This is a genomic window from Frankia canadensis (assembly GCF_900197875.1).
GTDB classification, from domain to species: Bacteria; Actinomycetota; Actinomycetes; order Frankiales; family Frankiaceae; genus Frankia; species Frankia canadensis.
In genome coordinates this window covers 1-16116 of record NZ_FZMO01000071.1, presented here as the reverse complement: position 1 = coordinate 16116, position 16116 = coordinate 1, and the positions used below count along the sequence as shown (strand labels likewise).

At 72.3% G+C, this 16116-nt stretch carries 14 protein-coding genes and 1 pseudogene; 12 read left to right on the top strand and 3 right to left on the bottom strand.

Annotation, left to right across the window (positions count from 1 at the left end; translation table 11 throughout):
- On the top strand, positions 1-392 hold a 392-nt coding region (locus C1A33_RS08005), incomplete at its 5' end, for a hypothetical protein (RefSeq protein WP_423748052.1).
- A gap of 29 nt (positions 393-421) precedes the next feature.
- Entirely contained in the window at positions 422-655 is a 234-nt protein-coding gene (locus C1A33_RS08000) for a hypothetical protein (protein ID WP_101830883.1), read from the top strand.
- Positions 656-661: 6 nt separating this feature from the next.
- Here the strand turns inward: C1A33_RS08000 and C1A33_RS07995 are convergent, their stop codons facing one another.
- Positions 662-895: an FmdB family zinc ribbon protein gene (locus C1A33_RS07995; RefSeq protein ID WP_101830882.1), complete on the bottom strand. Its 234-nt coding sequence runs from the start codon at positions 893-895 to the stop codon at positions 662-664.
- 164 nt (positions 896-1059) lie between these two features.
- Here C1A33_RS07995 and C1A33_RS07990 point away from each other — a divergent pair, with 164 nt between their 5' ends.
- Entirely contained in the window at positions 1060-2139 is a 1080-nt protein-coding gene (locus tag C1A33_RS07990; RefSeq protein ID WP_243407308.1) for an asparaginase, read from the top strand.
- A gap of 266 nt (positions 2140-2405) precedes the next feature.
- Here C1A33_RS07990 and C1A33_RS36350 read toward each other — a convergent pair.
- Positions 2406-2537 (bottom strand): annotated as a pseudogene (locus tag C1A33_RS36350) (J domain-containing protein); the annotation flags it as partial.
- 292 nt (positions 2538-2829) lie between these two features.
- Between C1A33_RS36350 and C1A33_RS07980 the strand changes: the two are divergent.
- The 7 genes from C1A33_RS07980 to C1A33_RS07950 all read left to right on the top strand — a co-directional run bounded on the left by C1A33_RS07980 (position 2830) and on the right by C1A33_RS07950 (position 11669).
- The gene (locus C1A33_RS07980; protein ID WP_101830886.1) at positions 2830-4236 is read left to right on the top strand and encodes a CoA transferase; all 1407 of its coding nucleotides are present in this window, start codon (positions 2830-2832) and stop codon (positions 4234-4236) included.
- Between the two features lie 272 nt (positions 4237-4508).
- Positions 4509-5678 (top strand): branched-chain amino acid ABC transporter substrate-binding protein, encoded by a 1170-nt coding sequence (locus C1A33_RS07975; protein ID WP_101830880.1) that lies wholly within the window; start codon positions 4509-4511, stop codon positions 5676-5678.
- Positions 5679-5706: 28 nt separating this feature from the next.
- Positions 5707-6639, top strand: coding sequence for a branched-chain amino acid ABC transporter permease (locus C1A33_RS07970; RefSeq protein WP_101830879.1), 933 nt, complete (start codon positions 5707-5709; stop codon positions 6637-6639).
- A complete protein-coding gene (locus C1A33_RS07965) occupies positions 6636-7964 on the top strand; it encodes a branched-chain amino acid ABC transporter permease (RefSeq protein WP_101830878.1) in 1329 nt (442 codons plus the stop codon). Before C1A33_RS07970 ends, C1A33_RS07965 begins: the two co-directional genes overlap by 4 nt.
- A gap of 107 nt (positions 7965-8071) precedes the next feature.
- The gene (locus tag C1A33_RS07960) at positions 8072-8935 is read left to right on the top strand and encodes an ABC transporter ATP-binding protein (protein ID WP_101830885.1); all 864 of its coding nucleotides are present in this window, start codon (positions 8072-8074) and stop codon (positions 8933-8935) included.
- The gene (locus tag C1A33_RS07955) at positions 8935-9720 is read left to right on the top strand and encodes an ABC transporter ATP-binding protein (RefSeq protein ID WP_243407307.1); all 786 of its coding nucleotides are present in this window, start codon (positions 8935-8937) and stop codon (positions 9718-9720) included. The genes C1A33_RS07960 and C1A33_RS07955 overlap by 1 nt, the downstream gene beginning before the upstream one ends.
- A 176-nt stretch (positions 9721-9896) precedes the next feature.
- Positions 9897-11669, top strand: a complete 1773-nt coding sequence (locus C1A33_RS07950; protein ID WP_243407306.1) for a class I adenylate-forming enzyme family protein — start codon at positions 9897-9899, stop codon at positions 11667-11669.
- On the opposite strand, the gene C1A33_RS07945 is transcribed toward C1A33_RS07950, so the two are convergent.
- On the bottom strand, positions 11666-12763 hold the full coding sequence (locus C1A33_RS07945; RefSeq protein WP_101830876.1) for a hypothetical protein: 1098 nt from the start codon (positions 12761-12763) through the stop codon (positions 11666-11668). The genes C1A33_RS07950 and C1A33_RS07945 overlap by 4 nt on opposite strands.
- 240 nt (positions 12764-13003) lie before the next feature.
- On the opposite strand from C1A33_RS07945, the gene C1A33_RS07940 reads away from it, so the two are divergent.
- Positions 13004-15145 carry a RecQ family ATP-dependent DNA helicase gene (locus C1A33_RS07940; protein WP_101830875.1) on the top strand — a complete coding sequence of 714 codons (2142 nt, stop codon included), beginning with the start codon at positions 13004-13006 and terminating at the stop codon, positions 15143-15145.
- 264 nt (positions 15146-15409) lie between these two features.
- Positions 15410-15595 (top strand): PIN domain-containing protein, encoded by a 186-nt coding sequence (locus C1A33_RS36345; protein ID WP_243407305.1) that lies wholly within the window; start codon positions 15410-15412, stop codon positions 15593-15595.
- Positions 15596-16116: the final 521 nt, after the last annotated feature.

The window sequence follows — 16116 nt, the reverse complement described above, 5'->3', positions numbered from 1 at the left end:
GGCCGGAGCCGGTCGGCCTCGGGCGGCTGGTGCGGTGGGGGTTGGTGGCCAGCGTCGTCCTGCTGGCCTTGTCCGCGCTGGTCGGCGGGTTCGGCGTGCTGGCCTTCGGGGCACTGGCCGCGCTGTGGGCCCTCGCCATCGCGTGGATCATCGTGTTCGGCCCGCCGGCCGTCGACGGCCACGCGCTGCGGGCACGGGGGGAGCACACGCTGCGCAACGGTGGCCGCACGGCACGCACAAGCCTGCGAGCCGTCGGCGCGAAGGGCGATGCCCTGCGCCGAGACCTGGCCGGCCGGGCCGCCGCGAGGCGAACCGGACGCGGTGACGAGCGGACCGCTCGCGCCGAGCCCGCGGTACAGCCCCCGGAGGGCGGTCAGGTGCCGGGCGCGTGACCAGCGGCGCGGGTGGGTAGGACGAGGGTATGGCGATGCGTGGGCGCGGCGGTGATGACCTGTGGCCCGCGTCGGGCAGCCTGTTGCGGACCCTGGTCTCCGGCCTGGATCAGGCTGAACGAGACGAGACGCTGCGGTTGCTGCACCGGCGCCTGATCGAGGATCGGGCGGCCGCGGGCGGCGGGCAGCGGGAGCGGCAGGTGGACGTCGGGCCGCGTAGCCGGGCGGCGCGGGGGCCCGTGAAGGGCCGTCCCGGTCGGTAGCGGGTGTCAGCCGCAGCAGCCGCCGCCGCAGCAGGCACCGCCGCCACCCGTGGCCGGGGCGGCCATCGCGGGGGCGGGCGCGCCACGGCCGACGGCGACAGCGACGGCGGAGAAGATCCGGGACGTCTCATCGTGCCCGGCGGGGCAGAGCACGCCGCTGGCCGGCGCGGACTCGGTGATGCCGCGGCGGATCTCGAACGAGGTGTCGCACACCCGGCAGCGGTAGTCGTAGGCAGGCACACAGCCAGGGTATGCGGCGCCAGGGGAGGCCGTCACTGTTACGGCGGGCACTGTTACGGCGGGGTTTCGTCCATGCGGCCTGCGCCGGGCGTGCGTGGCCGTACCGCCCGGTCTGCCCCCGTCGTGCGTGGTGCCGTCGTAGTCTGTGCGCCATGGAGCCGCCGGTGGGTCCGAAGGTGGTCGCCGAGGTCGTCAGGGGTCTGCGCGGAGGCGAGCCCTTCGTCGAGAGTGTGCACCGGGGGACGGTGGTGGGACTGGCCCGGGACGGCTCCCTGGCGCTGCGGATCGGCGCGCCCGAGCATCCGGTCCTGCCTCGGTCCGCGGTCAAGCCACTGCAGGCGGCCGCGATGCTGCGCGCCGGGCTCGACGGGGTGTTCCTGAGCCGCGACATTCCCCCCGATCTGCTGGCGATGGTGGCCAGCTCGCACAGCGGCGAGGCGGCGCACGTCGCCCGGGTGCTGGAGATCCTCTCCGTGGCCGGTGTTCCGGTCGACACGCTGCGCTGCCCGGCGGATCTGCCGCTGAGCTCCGCCGCGGCGCAGGCGCACCTTCGTTCTGGTGGGCGCCCGGAGCCGGTGCTGATGAACTGTTCGGGCAAGCACGCCGGAATGATCGCCTGTTGCGTGGCCGCGGGCTGGTCGATCGAGGACTACACCGAGCCGGACCACCCGCTCCAGCAGATCATCCGGCGCACGATCGAGGAGCTGACCGGCGAACAGATCGCCGGCACGGCGGTCGACGGCTGCGGCGCGCCGCTGTTCGCGCTGTCCCTGACCGGGCTTGCCCGGGGAGTGCGGGCCATGGTCCAGGGCGCGGCGGGCAGCGCCGAGCGCCGGGTGGTCGAGGCGATGCGCGGCCATCCGGAGCTGATCGGCGGAGCCGGCTGCAGTGACACCGAGCTGATGCGGGTGGCGCCGGGGGTGGTGGCGAAGAACGGGGCCGAGGGCGTCACGGTCGTGGCCACCCCGGACGGCCACGCCGTCGCCATCAAGATCGCCGATGGCGGTGAGCGGGCGGGCGTGCCGGTGGCGCTCGCCGCGCTGAGCCGGCTCGGCGCCGCGGTCGGCATGGAGTCGCCGGGCCGGCCGGAGCTGGATCTCGCGCGCCTGGCGGTGCTGGTCGCGCCGCCGAGTACCGCCGGCGCGACCACCATCATGATCATGGCCGCGGGCAGGGAGTACAGGCGGACGACGGCGCCGCCCAGGATGAACAGCGTCAGGGCGATGCCCATCAGGATGAAGTAGCGGCGACGCACCACGGGGTCCGCGCCCGGGGCTAGCGGGTGTGGACCCCGGTCCGCCGGGGTGCCGGTGCCGGCGCCGCTGTCACCGCCGGCCTGGGGTGGAGACGCCGACTGCTGGGCGCCGGTATGCGGTGGCCAGGAAGTGGATGGCCCGTTCGAGGGGTATGCGCCCGCGGCCGCCTGCCGTGCCGTACCGCTGATCTGCTGGTCATAGCGGCGGCGTAGCTGCGGATCACCGAGCACGCGGTAGGCGACGGCCACGCGGGCGAACGCCGGCGCCCGGCCACCCGCGTCCGGGTGGGTACGCCGCGCGGCCAGCCGGTAGGCGTGACGGATCTGCTCGGCGGTGGCGTCGGGCGGTACGCCCAGTACCTCGTACAGCGATGGTTGCGCACCCATCTGCGGTATCCCTCCGGTCATCCGGGGGCGGGTCAGGCCACGATGACCAGAATGAGCGCACCTCCGCCCGAAGGCGAGCGCGTAACCGCCCCCGGCCACCGATGCGCAAAGTAGCATTCTATGCACCCTACGCCAGTAACAATCATCGTCGCTGCTCACGTGAGGTCACCTCATGGCGTGGGGTGACGGTGGCCGGTATCGCGGCGCCACTTCGCCGGGCATCTGACCCGCCCGGCCGGGCTGAGGCGATACGGGCCGCGCCATGCGCACGTTCCGCGATCCGGGAGGGGAGATGACGCAGGCCACCGGGATCGTCGAGCAGGTCGCGTCAGTGGTCGGGGAACCGGCGGTCGCCGACCGACTGGCCGTGTCCGGACCGCCCGACGTGCTGCCCAGCCTGTTCCAGGTGACGACGCTGGCGGGGGCGTCGATCGCCGCCGCGGCGGTCGGCGCCGGACGGCTGTTGTCCGCCCGCACCGGGCAGGGCGCGGCGGACCTCGCCCTCGACACCCGGCACGCCGCTGCCGTCTTCCGCAGCGAGCGCCACCTGCGGGTGGACGGGCGACCCCCGGCCGACCCGGGCGACCCCATCTCGGGCTACTACCCCACTGCCGACGGGCGGTGGATCCAGTTGCACTGCGGCTTCCCGCACCACCGCAACGGCCTGCTCGACCTGCTCGGCGCGCCGAACGACCGGGCTGGCGTCGCCCGGGTGATCCACCGCCTCGACGCCGCGCCGCTGGAGACGGAACTGCAGGCGATGGGGCTGTGCGCGAGCATGGCCCGGTCGGAGCACGAGTGGTCGGCGCACCGCCAGGGCCGGGCGCTGGCCGAACTTCCGCTGGTGGAGATCACCCGGCTGGACGACACCTCGCCCTGGCCGCCGCGCCCGCTGCGGCCGCACGACGGCCCGGCCGCCGGGGTGCGGGTGCTGGACCTGACCCGGGTCGTCGCCGGGCCGATCGCGGGCCGGACGCTGGCCGGCTACGGCGCGGACGTGCTGCGGGTCGGCGCCGCGCATCTGCCGGAGCTGCCCACGCCGCTGGTCGACACGGGCTTCGGCAAGCGCAACGCCTTCCTCAACCTGCGGGTCGCCGCCGACGCACGGCGCCTGCGCGAGCTGATCGCCACGGCCGACGTGGTCCTGCAGGCCTACCGGCCGAGCGCGCTTGACCGGCTCGGCTTCGGGCCGGACGCCGTCGCCCGGCTGCGCCCTGGCATCGTCTACGCCACCGTGAGCGCCTACGGGCGGCGGGGGCCGTGGAGCGGGCTGCGCGGATTCGACAGCCTCGTGCAGACGGCCTCCGGGATCGCGCTCGCCGGGGCGCGGGCGGCGGGCTCGCCGGAGCCGCTGCCGCTGCCCGCCCAGGCGCTCGACCACGCGACCGGGTATCTCGCCGCGTACGGCGTGCTCGACGCGCTGACCCGGCGGGCGACCGAGGGCGGCAGCTGGCACGTCCGGGTCTCGCTGGCCCGCACCGGGCGCTGGCTGCAGGAGCTCGGCCATCACGACACCCTCGGTCATCCCGATCTGGCGGCGGACGACGTCGCGCCTTACCGCGAGACGGCGGCGAGCGGGTTCGGGCTGCTGTCCTACATCCGCCCGGCCGGCACCGTCGCGGGGGTAGCGCCGCGCTGGAACAGTCCGCCGGCGCGACTTGGCACCAGCGATCCCGTGTGGCTCAATCCCGCGCATTAGAAGCAAATCTCCATTTGATTGCTGTCGGGTTTCGCGCGGTTCGCGCTGAAGCATCCCTGCTTATGGGGCCGGGGTTACGGGTGAACGGGCGGCGCGCCTACCCCCACTTTTGTGTCGTTGGCGTAACAACCGGTGGGGGCACTTTCGGGCGATCCGCTCGGAGGACTAGGTTTCCGCCAACTCGGTGGAGCACCCGCCAGCCGGTGGGGCCTAGGGTGGCTGGGTCGGGCGGTGACATCGGCGTCGCTCCCAGCGAACGGAGGAGGGAATGCATGCGTAGGCGCCCCTTTGTGGGAGCGGTCGCCCTGGCCGCGGTGGTGGCGTTGTCCGCCACGGCGTGCGGAAGCAGTGGGGGTGGATCGTCGTCCGGCAAGGAGACGATCACCATCGGCTTCCAGGGGGTCCTTTCGGGCGATAACCAGCAGCTCGGGCTGAACGCCCTCTACGGCATACGCACCGCGGTTTCCGAGGTGAATGCCGACGCGAGTTCCCCGTTTGAGCTGAAGCTCGTCGAGTCCGACGACGGTGGCTCGCCGGACCAGGGTCCGACCGCGGCCCAGAAGCTCATCGACAACTCGAAGGTCGTCGCCGTGGTCGGCCCGATGTTCTCCGGCGCGACCAAGGCCAGTGAGCCCGCCTACACCCAGGCCGGACTGCTCTCGGTGAGCCCGTCGGCGACCAACCCGTCGCTGACGAAGCTGGGCTTCAGGACGTTCTACCGGGTCATCGCCCCGGACACGGTGCAGGGCAAGGCCGCGGCCGACTACCTGTCGGACGTGCTCAAGGCCAGGAAGGTCTTCTCGCTCGACGACAAGAGCGACTATGGGACCGGCCTGTCGGCCGCCCTGGAGGCCGAGCTGAAGGCCAGGGGTGTCGCCCTCACCCATGACGGCATCAATCCGACCAAGGACTACACCTCCGAGGCCACGAAGATCATCGCGGCGGCGCCGGACGTCCTGTACTACTCCGGCTACTACGCCGAGCTCGCCCTGCTGTCCAAGGCGCTGAAGGAGAAGGGCTTCACCGGGAAGATCGTCAGCGGTGACGGCTCACTCGACCCGCAGTACGTGGCACAGGCCGGCAAGGCCGCGGCCGAGGGCACCTATCTCACCTGCCCCTGTGGCGACGCGAACTCCGACCCGAACGCCGCCGCGTTCGTCGCGTCCTTCAAGAAGGTGAACAACGGCGCGAAGCCCGGAACCTACTCCGGCGAGGCATACGACGCCACCATGGCGCTGGCGGACGTGTTCAAGAAGCTCGGGAAGGGTGCGGACCGGGAGTCCGTTCTCAAGGCCTTCGGCAGCGTGAACCTCCAGGGGATCACCAAGACCGTCACCTTCGAGCCGAGCGGTGAGGTCAAGGGCTCGAACGTGTTCATCTACCAGGTCAAGAACGGTTCCATCAGTGTCCTTGGGAACACTGCGAACCTGATCAGATCCTGACATCGGTGCGGATGGACGAGGCGAGTGCATGGGTTTTCTGGACCAGTTCTGGCAGCTGAGTGTCGACGGTCTGATGGTCGGCTCGCTGTACGCGGTCATCGCGCTCGGGTACACGCTCGTCTACGGGGTTCTCCAGCTCATCAACTTCGCGCACAGCGAGGTGTTCATGCTGGGCTCCTTCGGCGGCCTGTTCGCCGCCCGGGCGCTGCTGCCGGGGGACGGATCGGTGCCCGGCGGCGCCGGGTCCATCGCGCTGGTCGCGGTGGGCCTCGGCGCCGGCGCGGCCTGCGGCGGGCTGGCCGCCTTCACCCTCGAACGGGTCGCCTACCGGCCGCTGCGGCGGCGTGCGGCGCCCCGGCTGGCCTACCTGATCAGCGCGATCGGCGCGTCCCTGTTCGCGGTGAACCTGGCCGGCAAGGAGTTCGGCCGGCAGAACGTCGACCTGCCGGACCTGTTCCACAACGGCACCGTGTTCCGGCTGTTCGGCGCCGCCGTCTCCACCCAGACGCTGGTGATCTTCGCCGTCGCGGTGGCGATGCTCGTCGGGCTGGACCGGCTCGTCGCCGGCACCCGCCTCGGCCAGGGCATCCGGGCCGTCGCGCAGGACGCCGACACCGCCGTGCTGATGGGCGTCAACGTCGAGCGGATCATCATCGTCACGTTCGTGGTCGGCGGGCTGCTCGCCGGCGCGGGCGGATTCCTGTACGCGATGACGTTCAACGCGTCGTACAGCATGGGGTTCGTCCCCGGGGTGAAGGCGTTCACCGCCGCGGTGCTCGGCGGCATCGGCAATGTGCGCGGCGCCATGCTCGGCGGCCTGCTGCTCGGCCTGGTCGAGAGTTACGGCGGCTACCTGTTCCAGGCGTCCTACAAGGACGTCATCGCGTTCGGAGTCCTGGTGGCGATCCTGATGATCCGACCATCCGGACTGCTCGGCGAGCGGCTGGGGCGGGCGGCATGAGCGCCCGCCCGCGCACGCTCGGCGCCTCGGTGCTGCTCGGCCTGCTCGCCGCCGTCGTCACGGGGCCGACCGGCGACTCCGACGAGCCGCTGCGAGCCGCCTGGGACTCGATCGCCGACGTTCGGATCGTGCTTTTCCTCGGGCTCGCCGTCGCGCTGTGGCTGGTACTGGTCCTCGGCCCGCGGCTGCGCGGGCTCGTCGCCGCGGTGACGGCGCCACCGCGCCGGCGGCTCACCGCCGCCACGCTGACCATGACGGCGCGCCGGTCGGTCGCCGCCGCTGGCCGTCGCGGCAGGACGGTCGCGGTGGGCGGCGGCCTGCTCGCCGTCGCGGTCGTCGCGCCCCTGGTGGTCTCGACCGCGGCCCAGCAGTCGATGGTCAACGACATCGGGATCTACGCGCTGCTGGCGCTCGGGCTCAACGTCGTCGTCGGCTATGCCGGGCTGCTCGACCTCGGCTACATCGCGTTCTTCGCGATCGGCGCCTACGCGACCGCCTACTTCTCCTCGTCGACGGCGATGCCGTGGCACGCGCCGTTCGTGCTCAACCCGTTCTTCGTCTTCCCGATCGCGCTGATCCTCGCCGCGCTGGCCGGCGTCGTCCTCGGCGCGCCGACGCTGCGACTGCGCGGCGACTACCTGGCGATCGTCACCCTCGGCTTCGGTGAGATCATCCACCTGGTCGCCAACAACGCCGACGGCATCACCGGCGGCGCCCGCGGCGCGTTCGGCGTGCCCCATCTGTCGGTCCATCTGGCCGGCGTCGACTACGCGTGGGGCATCGATCCGCTGCCGTACTACTACCTGCTGCTGGTCATCGTGGTCGGGGTGATGGTCGCCTTCGGGCGGCTGGAACGGTCCCGGATCGGCAGGTCGTGGGCGGCGATCCGGGAGGACGAGATCGCCGCCGAGGCCACCGGGGTGGCGACGCTGCGGATGAAACTGCTGGCGTTCGCGCTCGGCGCGTCGGTGTCCGGGTTCGCCGGGGTGCTGTTCGCGTCCAAGCAGTTCTTCAACCCGCAGAGCTTCAGCCTGCAGGCGTCGTTCTTCGTCGTCGCGGTGGTCATCTTCGGCGGGATGGGCTCGCGGCTCGGCGTCGTCGTCGGCGCGGTGGTGCTGCAGGGGCTCGCCTTCTACCTGCGCGACAAGGTCCAGCCCGCCGACCGGTACATCTACTTCGGGGCCGTCATCGTGGTCATGATGATCTTCCGCCCGCAGGGTCTGGTGCCGTCGCGGCGCCGCCGTCGCGAGATCGAGCTGTCGGAGGCGGGTGTCGGCGCCGCCGACTCCCTCGGCTCCGCCACGCCGACCGTGGTCCGCCCGTGAGCCGGGGCGGATCCCACCGTGGCGGTGGCGGTGTGGGTGCGGGCTTCGGCAGGGTGTTCGGTGGCCTGGGCGCGTCGTCCACGTCCGGGGGCGGCGTCGGCTCGGCCGTGCCCGGGGCGCGGCGGCCGGGGCCAGGTGAGGACGCTGCCGCGGATCTGGTCGTCGAGGCCCGGGACCTGTGCCTGCGCTTCGGCGGGGTGACGAGCCTGGACGGCGTCTCGCTGCGCCAGCGCCGCGGGGAGATCCTCGCCGTGATCGGCCCGAACGGCGCCGGCAAGACGTCGCTGTTCAACTGCCTGACCGGCGCCTACCGGCCACAGCACGGCACGGTCACGTTCTGGCCCACCCCGGACCGGCCGGCCCAGCTCGTCGGCCGCCGCCCGCACGCGATCACCCGTCTCGGCGTGGCCCGCACGTTCCAGAACATCCGGCTGTTCCCCGCCCTGACGGCGCTGGAGAACGTGCAGGTCGGCATCGAGATGCGGCAGCGGTACGGGCCGCTGTCCGCCGTGCTCGGGCTGCCGTCCGCGCGCCGCGCCGAACGCGACGGGGTGCGCCGCGCCCTGGAACTGCTGGACCTGGTCGGCCTCGCACATCGTGCGCACGAGGTGGCCGCCTCCCTGCCCTACGGCGAGCAGCGGCGACTGGAGATCGCCCGCGCCCTCGGCACCGGCCCGAGCCTGCTGCTGCTCGACGAACCGGCGGCCGGCACCAACCCGGCCGAGAAGCGCGACCTCGCCGGCCTGATCGGCCGCATCGCCGCGACGGGCATGTCGGTGCTGCTCATCGAGCACGACATGGGCCTGGTGATGTCGCTGGCCACGTCCGTCGCCGTGCTCAACTTCGGTCGGGTCATCGCCTGCGGCACCCCCGCCGAGGTCCAGCGGGACCCGGCCGTCATCGAGGCCTACCTCGGCGTCGGCGACGACGGCCCGGACGCCGGCGGCGCTACCGGGAAGGAGCTGCGCTGATGCTGCTGACGTTGACGGACGTCGAGGTCGCCTACGGCGCGGTGACCGCCCTGCGCGGGGTCAGCCTCGAGGTCGCCGAGGGCGAGATCGTCACCCTGCTGGGCGCGAACGGCGCCGGTAAGACGACCACCCTGCGCACGATCTCAGGCCTGCTGCGCCCCCGCGCCGGCGAGGTGCGTCTCGACGGCTGCTCGCTGTCGACGATCCCCGCGCACGATCTGGTCGCCCGCGGTGTCAGCCACGTGCCCGAGGGGCGGCGGGTGTTCCCGAGCATGAGCGTCCGGGAGAACCTGCTGATGGGCGCCTACCGCGACCGCCGGCACGCACGCGCGGACCTGGACCGGGTGCTCGCGCTGTTCCCGCGGCTGGGGGAGCGGATCGGGCAGGCGGGCGGCACGCTGTCCGGCGGCGAGCAGCAGATGCTGGCGATCGGCCGGGCACTGATGAGCCGCCCTCGCCTCGTCCTGCTCGACGAACCGTCGATGGGCCTGGCGCCGATGATCGTGCGCACCATCTTCGAGGTGATCGCGGAGATCAACCGCAACGGCGTCGCGGTGCTGCTCGTCGAGCAGAACGCGACCTCGGCGCTGCGCATCGCCCGTCGCGGCTACGTGCTGGAGACCGGCCGCGTCGTCCTCGCCGACACCGCCGCCGGCCTGCTCGCCGACGACCGCGTCCGCCAGGCCTACCTCGGCGAGGACGTCACCACCGCCCCACCGGACACCACCGCCCCACCGGACACCACCGCCCCACCGGACACCACCACCCACGCACCCTCGTCCTGACCGCGGAGGTTCTGCCCGAAGGTGACCCGCCGGGGATGTCGGTGGGGTGACGATCAGGCTTCGAGGTGTCAAACTCTTCGGGCGCTAGCGGATCGGGGCCGTCGGTGCGGGGACGACGGCGAGAGCGGCGAGAGCGGCCGACACGAGACGCGATGCTGGTAGGAGGTTTGCGGCGGATGGTGAGCACGGCCGGGCGACGGCAGGACGGGGTCAGTCTGGGGCGGCTCGCGGAGATCGCCGAGGAGCGCACCGGTGGGGCCGAGGAGCTGCTCTTCGAGGGCCGGGTGGAGTCCGCCGCGGCGCGGTTCGCGCAGGCGCGGCGGTTCGGCGCCGGGCTGCGGGCCCTGGGGCTGCGCGACGGTGACCGGGTGGTCGTCCACATGGCGAACTGCCCCGAGGTCATCAGCACCTATCACGGTGTGTGGCGGGCCGGCGGAGTCGTCACGCCGGTGCTGTTCCTGCTCGATGAGCCGGAGCTGAGCCGGGTCATCGCCGACAGCGGTGCTCGTTTCGTCGTCACCACCCCGGACTTCCTGGCGAAGACGCGCGCGGCCGCCCGCGCCTGCCCCGATGTCCGGGCGGTCATCCTCGCTGACGCCGCAGGTCACCCTGGCGCAGGCCACGCCGACGATGCGGATCGTCCCAGCAGCGCGGGCCACTCCGGCGATGCGGGTCGCCCCGGCGGTGCTGGGGGCCTCGGCGGTGTTGATCACCCGGACACACGCTCGACCGGCGCCGGGCAGGAGCGGGGTGGACCGCCGGTGGTGCGGTTCGACGAGGTGGCGGGGGGCGAGGAGGGGCCGCTTTCGTCCGTGGGGCCGGATGACATGGCGGCGCTGCTCTATACCGGCGGGACGACCGGGCGGGCGCGCGGCGTCGTCCTGTCGCATGACGCGCTGTCCGCTGGGGGTTACGGTGCGGCGGCGGGGGCGGAGGACGAGGGGCTCGTCGGGCTGTTGCCGTTGCCGTTGTCGCACGTCTACGGGCTGACGATCAGCGTGATGGCGCTGCACGCGCGCAAGCCGGGACCCTCGGTCCTGATGCGCTGGTTCGACCCGCGGGGGTGGCTCGAACTGGTCGCCGAGCACCGGGTGAACGTGAGCGCGCTCGTTCCGTCGATGATCGCGCAGCTGCTCGCGGAGCCGTTGCACCTGTACGACATGTCGTCGCTGGGCCGGTTGGTCAGCGGCGGCGCGCCGTTGCCGCGGGAGACGGCGCTCGAGTGGGGTCGCCGGCTGCCCGGCGTCGAGCTGGTCGAGGGGTACGGCTGCACGGAGAGCGCGGGCATCATCGCCACGACGCCGCCGGGTGCCGCCCGGCTGGGCAGCGTCGGACGGGCCGCTCCCGGGGCTCGGGTGCGTGTCGAGCTGTCGGACGGTACACCCGCTCTGCCGGGCCAGGACGGCGAGATCTGCGTGCGCGGGCCGATGATGATGTCCGGCTACTGGCGGGACGAGGCCGCGACCGGCCTGGCGCTGCGCGACGGCTGGCTGCACACCGGCGACATCGGCCGCGTCGACGCCGACGGCTACCTGTTCGTCGTCGACCGGATGAAGGACCTGATCATCCGGGGTGGGGTCAACGTCTATCCGCGTGACGTCGAGGATGGCCTGCTCGGCCATCCTGACGTGGCGGCCTGTGGGGTGGTGGGGCGGCCGAGCCCGCGCCACGGCGAGGAGGTCGTCGCGTTCGTGCAGCTCGCGCCGGGTGGGACGGCCTGTGCGGAGGAGCTCGTCCGGTGGAGCCGGGCCCGGCTCGGGCCGCTGCGCTACCCGCGCGAGGTGCACCTCGTCGAGGCACTTCCCGTCACCAGCACCCTGAAGACCGATCGTAGGGCGCTGCGCTCCCTGCTCGCGGCGCCGACCGCCCGACATGCCTCGACCGCCCGACATGCCTCGACCGTCGGGCAGGCTTCGACCTCGACGTCGCCCGATTCGGACCTCGTCTAACCAGTCGAGTGGACGCCGTGGCTCTGGATGGCGCCGCGGGCGAGGGACAGCGCGTCGGGCGAAGCGTTGATGTTGTTGGCGTCCATGAAGCTGAACGCGAAAAGGCCGGCCTGGCTGAGCTGGCGTGGCTCGTCTCCGGTCAGCAGGCTCCGCATGTCGGACTCCCAGCTGGACTGGTGCTCCGACTTGAAGTGGGCGAGCATCACCGGGCCGTACTGGCCGAGCTCCCGGGTCATGGCGATCACGTCGGCGGCGTTCGGGTCGTCGCCCATGGCCTGGAAGCTCTCGAAGTCCGAGGCCCGCATCACGTCGGCGAAGTGCGCGATCATCGAGTGGCCGCCACCGGTCAGCGGATCGTCCCAGCGGTCCTGCCAGCCGCCCCAGCCGAGGGAGACGCGGGAGTTCGGCGCACCGTCGTGGAAGATCCGCATCGCGGCGAGGTACTGGTCCTGCAGGGCCAGGTAGTAGTTGGTCGTGTCGGGGGAGTCGCCCCACGAGTTCGGATGGCACGGGTACGTCTGGAACTCGGTGAACAGGGTGACGTAGAGGGGCGGTCCGCCGGCGGAGCCGGAGAAGATCGATGCCAGCTCGCGGGCGTTGTCGAGGAACTGGCTGGACAGCGGGTACGCGCGGCCGCAGGCCTGACCGTGGGAGGTCTGGATGGTGCCGACGTCGCCGGTGCCGTCAAGCCAGACGATCAGGTGGATGCCGTGGCCGGACTGGTACACCTCCGGGATCAGGTCGTTCTTCCACAGCCGCAGGAAGCCCAGGTCGTTCGGCCCGTTGAACCAGGTGCTGTAGAAGTCGAGGTCGGGCGCGAGCGGGGAGCTCTGCGCACTGTCGAGGCCCGGTCCGAGCCCGAAGCGCAGCTTGCCGACCGGTGTCGCGGGCACCTGCCGGAGACGGTCGGTCAACGCCAGCCGCGGCACGCCGTTCCGGGCGCCGCCGCCGCTGTCGCCGGTGAGGGAACCCGAGCCACGCCGTTCCGAGGTGTGGCCGCCGACCCCGTGGGCGACGAGGGCCGCGGCGACGGCCGTCACAGCCAGCAGGGCGATGAGTGGTGCCGCGAGATGTCGGAACCTCCGGCTACGCATGGACAGATTCCTCTCGCGGCGACCAACCCGGAACGGGCATGACTGTAATCGATCGAACACTTTCCGGAGTCGCAGGTGGGGTGGGTGAGTTGCCACGTGCGATGTGACGACCGGGCGGGATTGCCTGGACGGGTCGTCTGTGCACGCGCCGTGGGTTTCGACGCGATCGGGTGACGGTTGTCCCGTTGGTGGTTGCCCGAGGGTGGTCCGCGTCGCGGACGGGGTACGCCCTCCGTCACCATGAACCGTCGTGATCACACCGCGAGACTGCTGACCGCCTGGATCCGGGGGCGGCGCCGCGCCGCTTCCCGTCCCCCGTCCCCGCAGCCACCGGCGCCCACCCGCGTCGACCAGCCCTTGCCGCTTCCCGGCGCCTCCTGCGACGACCAGGTCCGGACGTCACCGTCGTCACCGTCCGACGTGGCCGGGCCGGGCGTCCCGGTCGCGCGGGAGCGGTCCGGGGCCGATGAGGTACCCGCGGTTCCCGGGCAGCCTGGCGCATCGGAGGATGCCGGGACGCCTGTCGACGAGGACGAGACGGGTGATCTGATCCGGCTGGTGGCGGCCGAGGGATTCGGCTTCGCCGAGCTGCGAGACGGTCAGCTCGACGCGATGCGGGCCATCCTCCAGGGGCGGGACACGCTGTGCGTGCTGCCGACGGGGGGTGGCAAGTCGGCGGTCTACCAGATTCCCGCGCTGCTGCTCGCTGGCCCGACGGTCGTCGTCTCCCCGCTCATCGCGTTGCAGCGCGACCAGGTCCGTGGCCTGTCCGAACGCCTGTCGGACCTGCTGGGCGACGCGGCGGTCGCGGCAAACTCGGACTCCGGGCGGGCCGCGCGGCAGGCCGCGTTCGACGCCGTCCGGCAGGGGCGCACCGAGTTCCTGTTCCTCGCGCCGGAGCAGCTGGCCCGCGACGACGTCCGCGCGGCGCTGCGGGAGGCGCGACCGTCGCTGTTCGTCGTCGACGAGGCGCACTGCATCGCCTCCTGGGGGCACGATTTCCGGCCCGACTACCTGCGCCTCGGCCAGGTGATCGAGGACCTTGGCCGGCCAACGGTGGTGGCGCTGACCGCCACCGCGGCCCCGCCGGTGCGCCGTGAGATCCGCGAGCGACTGCGGATGCGCGACGAGGTCGAGGTCGTCCGCGGCTTCGACCGACCGGAGATCTTCCTGTCGGTGACGACGTTCACCGGCGAGAAGGCGAAACGGGCGGCGCTGATCGAACGGATCGCCGGGGAGGCGAAACCGGCGCTCGTGTACGCGGCGACCCGCCGGGTGACGGAGGAGATCGCCGAGGAACTCGCCGACCTGGGCCTCGCCGCCCACCCGTATCACGCGGGTCTGCGGGCGGCGCGGCGCAGGGAGGTCGAGGCGGACTTCATGGCCGACCGCTGCGACGTCGTCGTCGCGACCACCGCATTCGGGATGGGCATCGACAAGCCCAACGTCCGCACCGTCATCCACGCCGAGGTCGCCGACTCGCTCGACTCCTACTACCAGGAGATCGGCCGCGCCGGCCGCGACGGCCAGCCCGCCGTCGCCTGCCTGTTCTATCGCTCGGAGGACCTCGGCCTGCGCCGCTTCTTCGCCTCCGGCCGCGTCGACGAGACGGCACTGCGCCGCGTCGCGACCCTGCTGTGCCACGCCGGCGAACCGGTCACCGCCCGCGCGCTCGCCGACGAGGCCGACGTCCGCGACACGGCCCTCACCCGCTTCGTCGACCTGCTGACCTCGGCCGACGTCCTGACCGTGCACGACGACGGCCGCCTCGAGATCCGCCCCGACGGCACCGAGCCCGCCGCTTCCGCCGCCGGCGCGGCCGCCTCCGCGGGTCCCGCCGCCAGCGCGGCCGATCCAGGCGAGGCCACCCGGCGCGCGCTCGCCGTCGCCGACGCCCGCATCGAGATCGAGCGGTCCAGGGTCGAGATGATGCGCGGCTACGCCGAGACCCGCGACTGCCGCCGCTCGTTCCTGCTCGCCTACTTCGGCGAGCCGTCCTGCGGCCCCTGCGACAACTGCGACACCTGCCGCGCCGGCCTCCCAGACCAGCGCCGCCCCGCCGACTCCCGCACGTCGGCCGGCACGGCGACCGGGACCGCCAGCGGTGCGGGGCCGTCGTCGGCGGGCGCGGTCAGTGGTAGCACGACCGGCGTGCATGGCGATGGATCGGCCGATCAGGCGGCCGAGACGCCGTTCCCGGCGGGTTCGGCGGTCCGACACGTCGCGTGGGGCCACGGCCAGGTCGTCCGCGTCGAGGACGACAAGATCATCGTCCTGTTCGACGACGTCGGCTACCGCACCCTGTCCGTCACCACCGTCCACGAACGCCACCTCCTCACCCGCGCCGACCAGCACCCCAGCCCAGCCGACAGCACCCCCTGACCACGCGGCCCCGCAGCCCACCGGGTATTCCGACGACGGCGGACCAGGGCCCACCCGGCGCTGCCGAGCATCCCATCGCGTGGCGTGGACGAGGAGTGATGTGAGCACGAAGAACGCGGCGGTCGAGGAAAGCACCCCTGCGCGTCGGGGCGCTATATAACCAAACTTGTCAAGGCTCCGCTGGCCGTGCAGGGCCCGAAAGGCCAGGTGATCCTGGCCACCTCGGCGTGGCCGATAATGATCCAGGATCCGGATGGGAAACCGGTGCCCGAGGCTCGGTTCCTCGTGTCCGTCGCCCAGCGGGAGGAGAAGGGCTCGGACGTCAATGTCGCCTCCCATCTTCTTCTCGACCTGCTCCATCAGCGGATCACCGCCGCTGTTGTCATCAGCACGACAGCGACCTCGCCTTTCCCGTGGCGGAGGCTCGGGAGCTCATCCCCGTCGGAGTGATTATTCCCGGCAGATGCTTCACCGCGGGTGCGCTGCGAGGCCGCCCCGACACCGGGGTAGGCCGGCACTGGTGGCACAGCCTCAGGGACGATCTGTCCGTACCACGAAGGCCCCCTGCGTGACGCGGACCCCCCCAGTCCGGTCTCCAGCGCCTGCCGCCGTCGCACTCGCGACGGAGCTGCTTGGCCGCTCCAAGGATGATACGGAGTGGTGGCTGATGGAGTTCCCCGAAGGCTGGCTGATCCGGGAGGACCTACCTGGCAGAGGCGGCGCACTGAAGGTGGGCGAACGAGAATCCGTAAAGATCAGACGGTTTCCGTCGCGGATTGCACCAGAACGGGTTCCTGACTGGTACGAAACGGTGATCGAGACCGGACGCGAGGTCTCGATATCGGATATCCGACCGTGAGCCGGGGGCCGATCCCCAGTGGAGTGGAGGCGGGGGTCTGGCTCTGGGGCTTCGGTGGTCTGGGTGCCCACCGGGTGCGGCTGGAGCGGTGGATTGACGGAAGGTGGGGGTG

What these genes read in the sequence shown, in the direction of transcription:
- C1A33_RS07965 (WP_101830878.1), top strand. Translation starts at nt 6,636, where the DNA reads ATGAGCGCCCGCCCGCGCACGCTCGGCGCCTCGGTGCTGCTCGGCCTG.
- C1A33_RS07980 (WP_101830886.1), top strand. Translation starts at nt 2,830, where the DNA reads ATGACGCAGGCCACCGGGATCGTCGAGCAGGTCGCGTCAGTGGTCGGG.
- C1A33_RS07940 (WP_101830875.1), top strand. Translation starts at nt 13,004, where the DNA reads ATGAACCGTCGTGATCACACCGCGAGACTGCTGACCGCCTGGATCCGG.
- C1A33_RS07975 (WP_101830880.1), top strand. Translation starts at nt 4,509, where the DNA reads ATGCGTAGGCGCCCCTTTGTGGGAGCGGTCGCCCTGGCCGCGGTGGTG.
- C1A33_RS07970 (WP_101830879.1), top strand. Translation starts at nt 5,707, where the DNA reads ATGGGTTTTCTGGACCAGTTCTGGCAGCTGAGTGTCGACGGTCTGATG.
- C1A33_RS07955 (WP_243407307.1), top strand. Translation starts at nt 8,935, where the DNA reads ATGCTGCTGACGTTGACGGACGTCGAGGTCGCCTACGGCGCGGTGACC.
- C1A33_RS07945 (WP_101830876.1), bottom strand. Translation starts at nt 12,763, where the DNA reads ATGCGTAGCCGGAGGTTCCGACATCTCGCGGCACCACTCATCGCCCTG.
- C1A33_RS08000 (WP_101830883.1), top strand. Translation starts at nt 422, where the DNA reads ATGGCGATGCGTGGGCGCGGCGGTGATGACCTGTGGCCCGCGTCGGGC.
- C1A33_RS07950 (WP_243407306.1), top strand. Translation starts at nt 9,897, where the DNA reads ATGGTGAGCACGGCCGGGCGACGGCAGGACGGGGTCAGTCTGGGGCGG.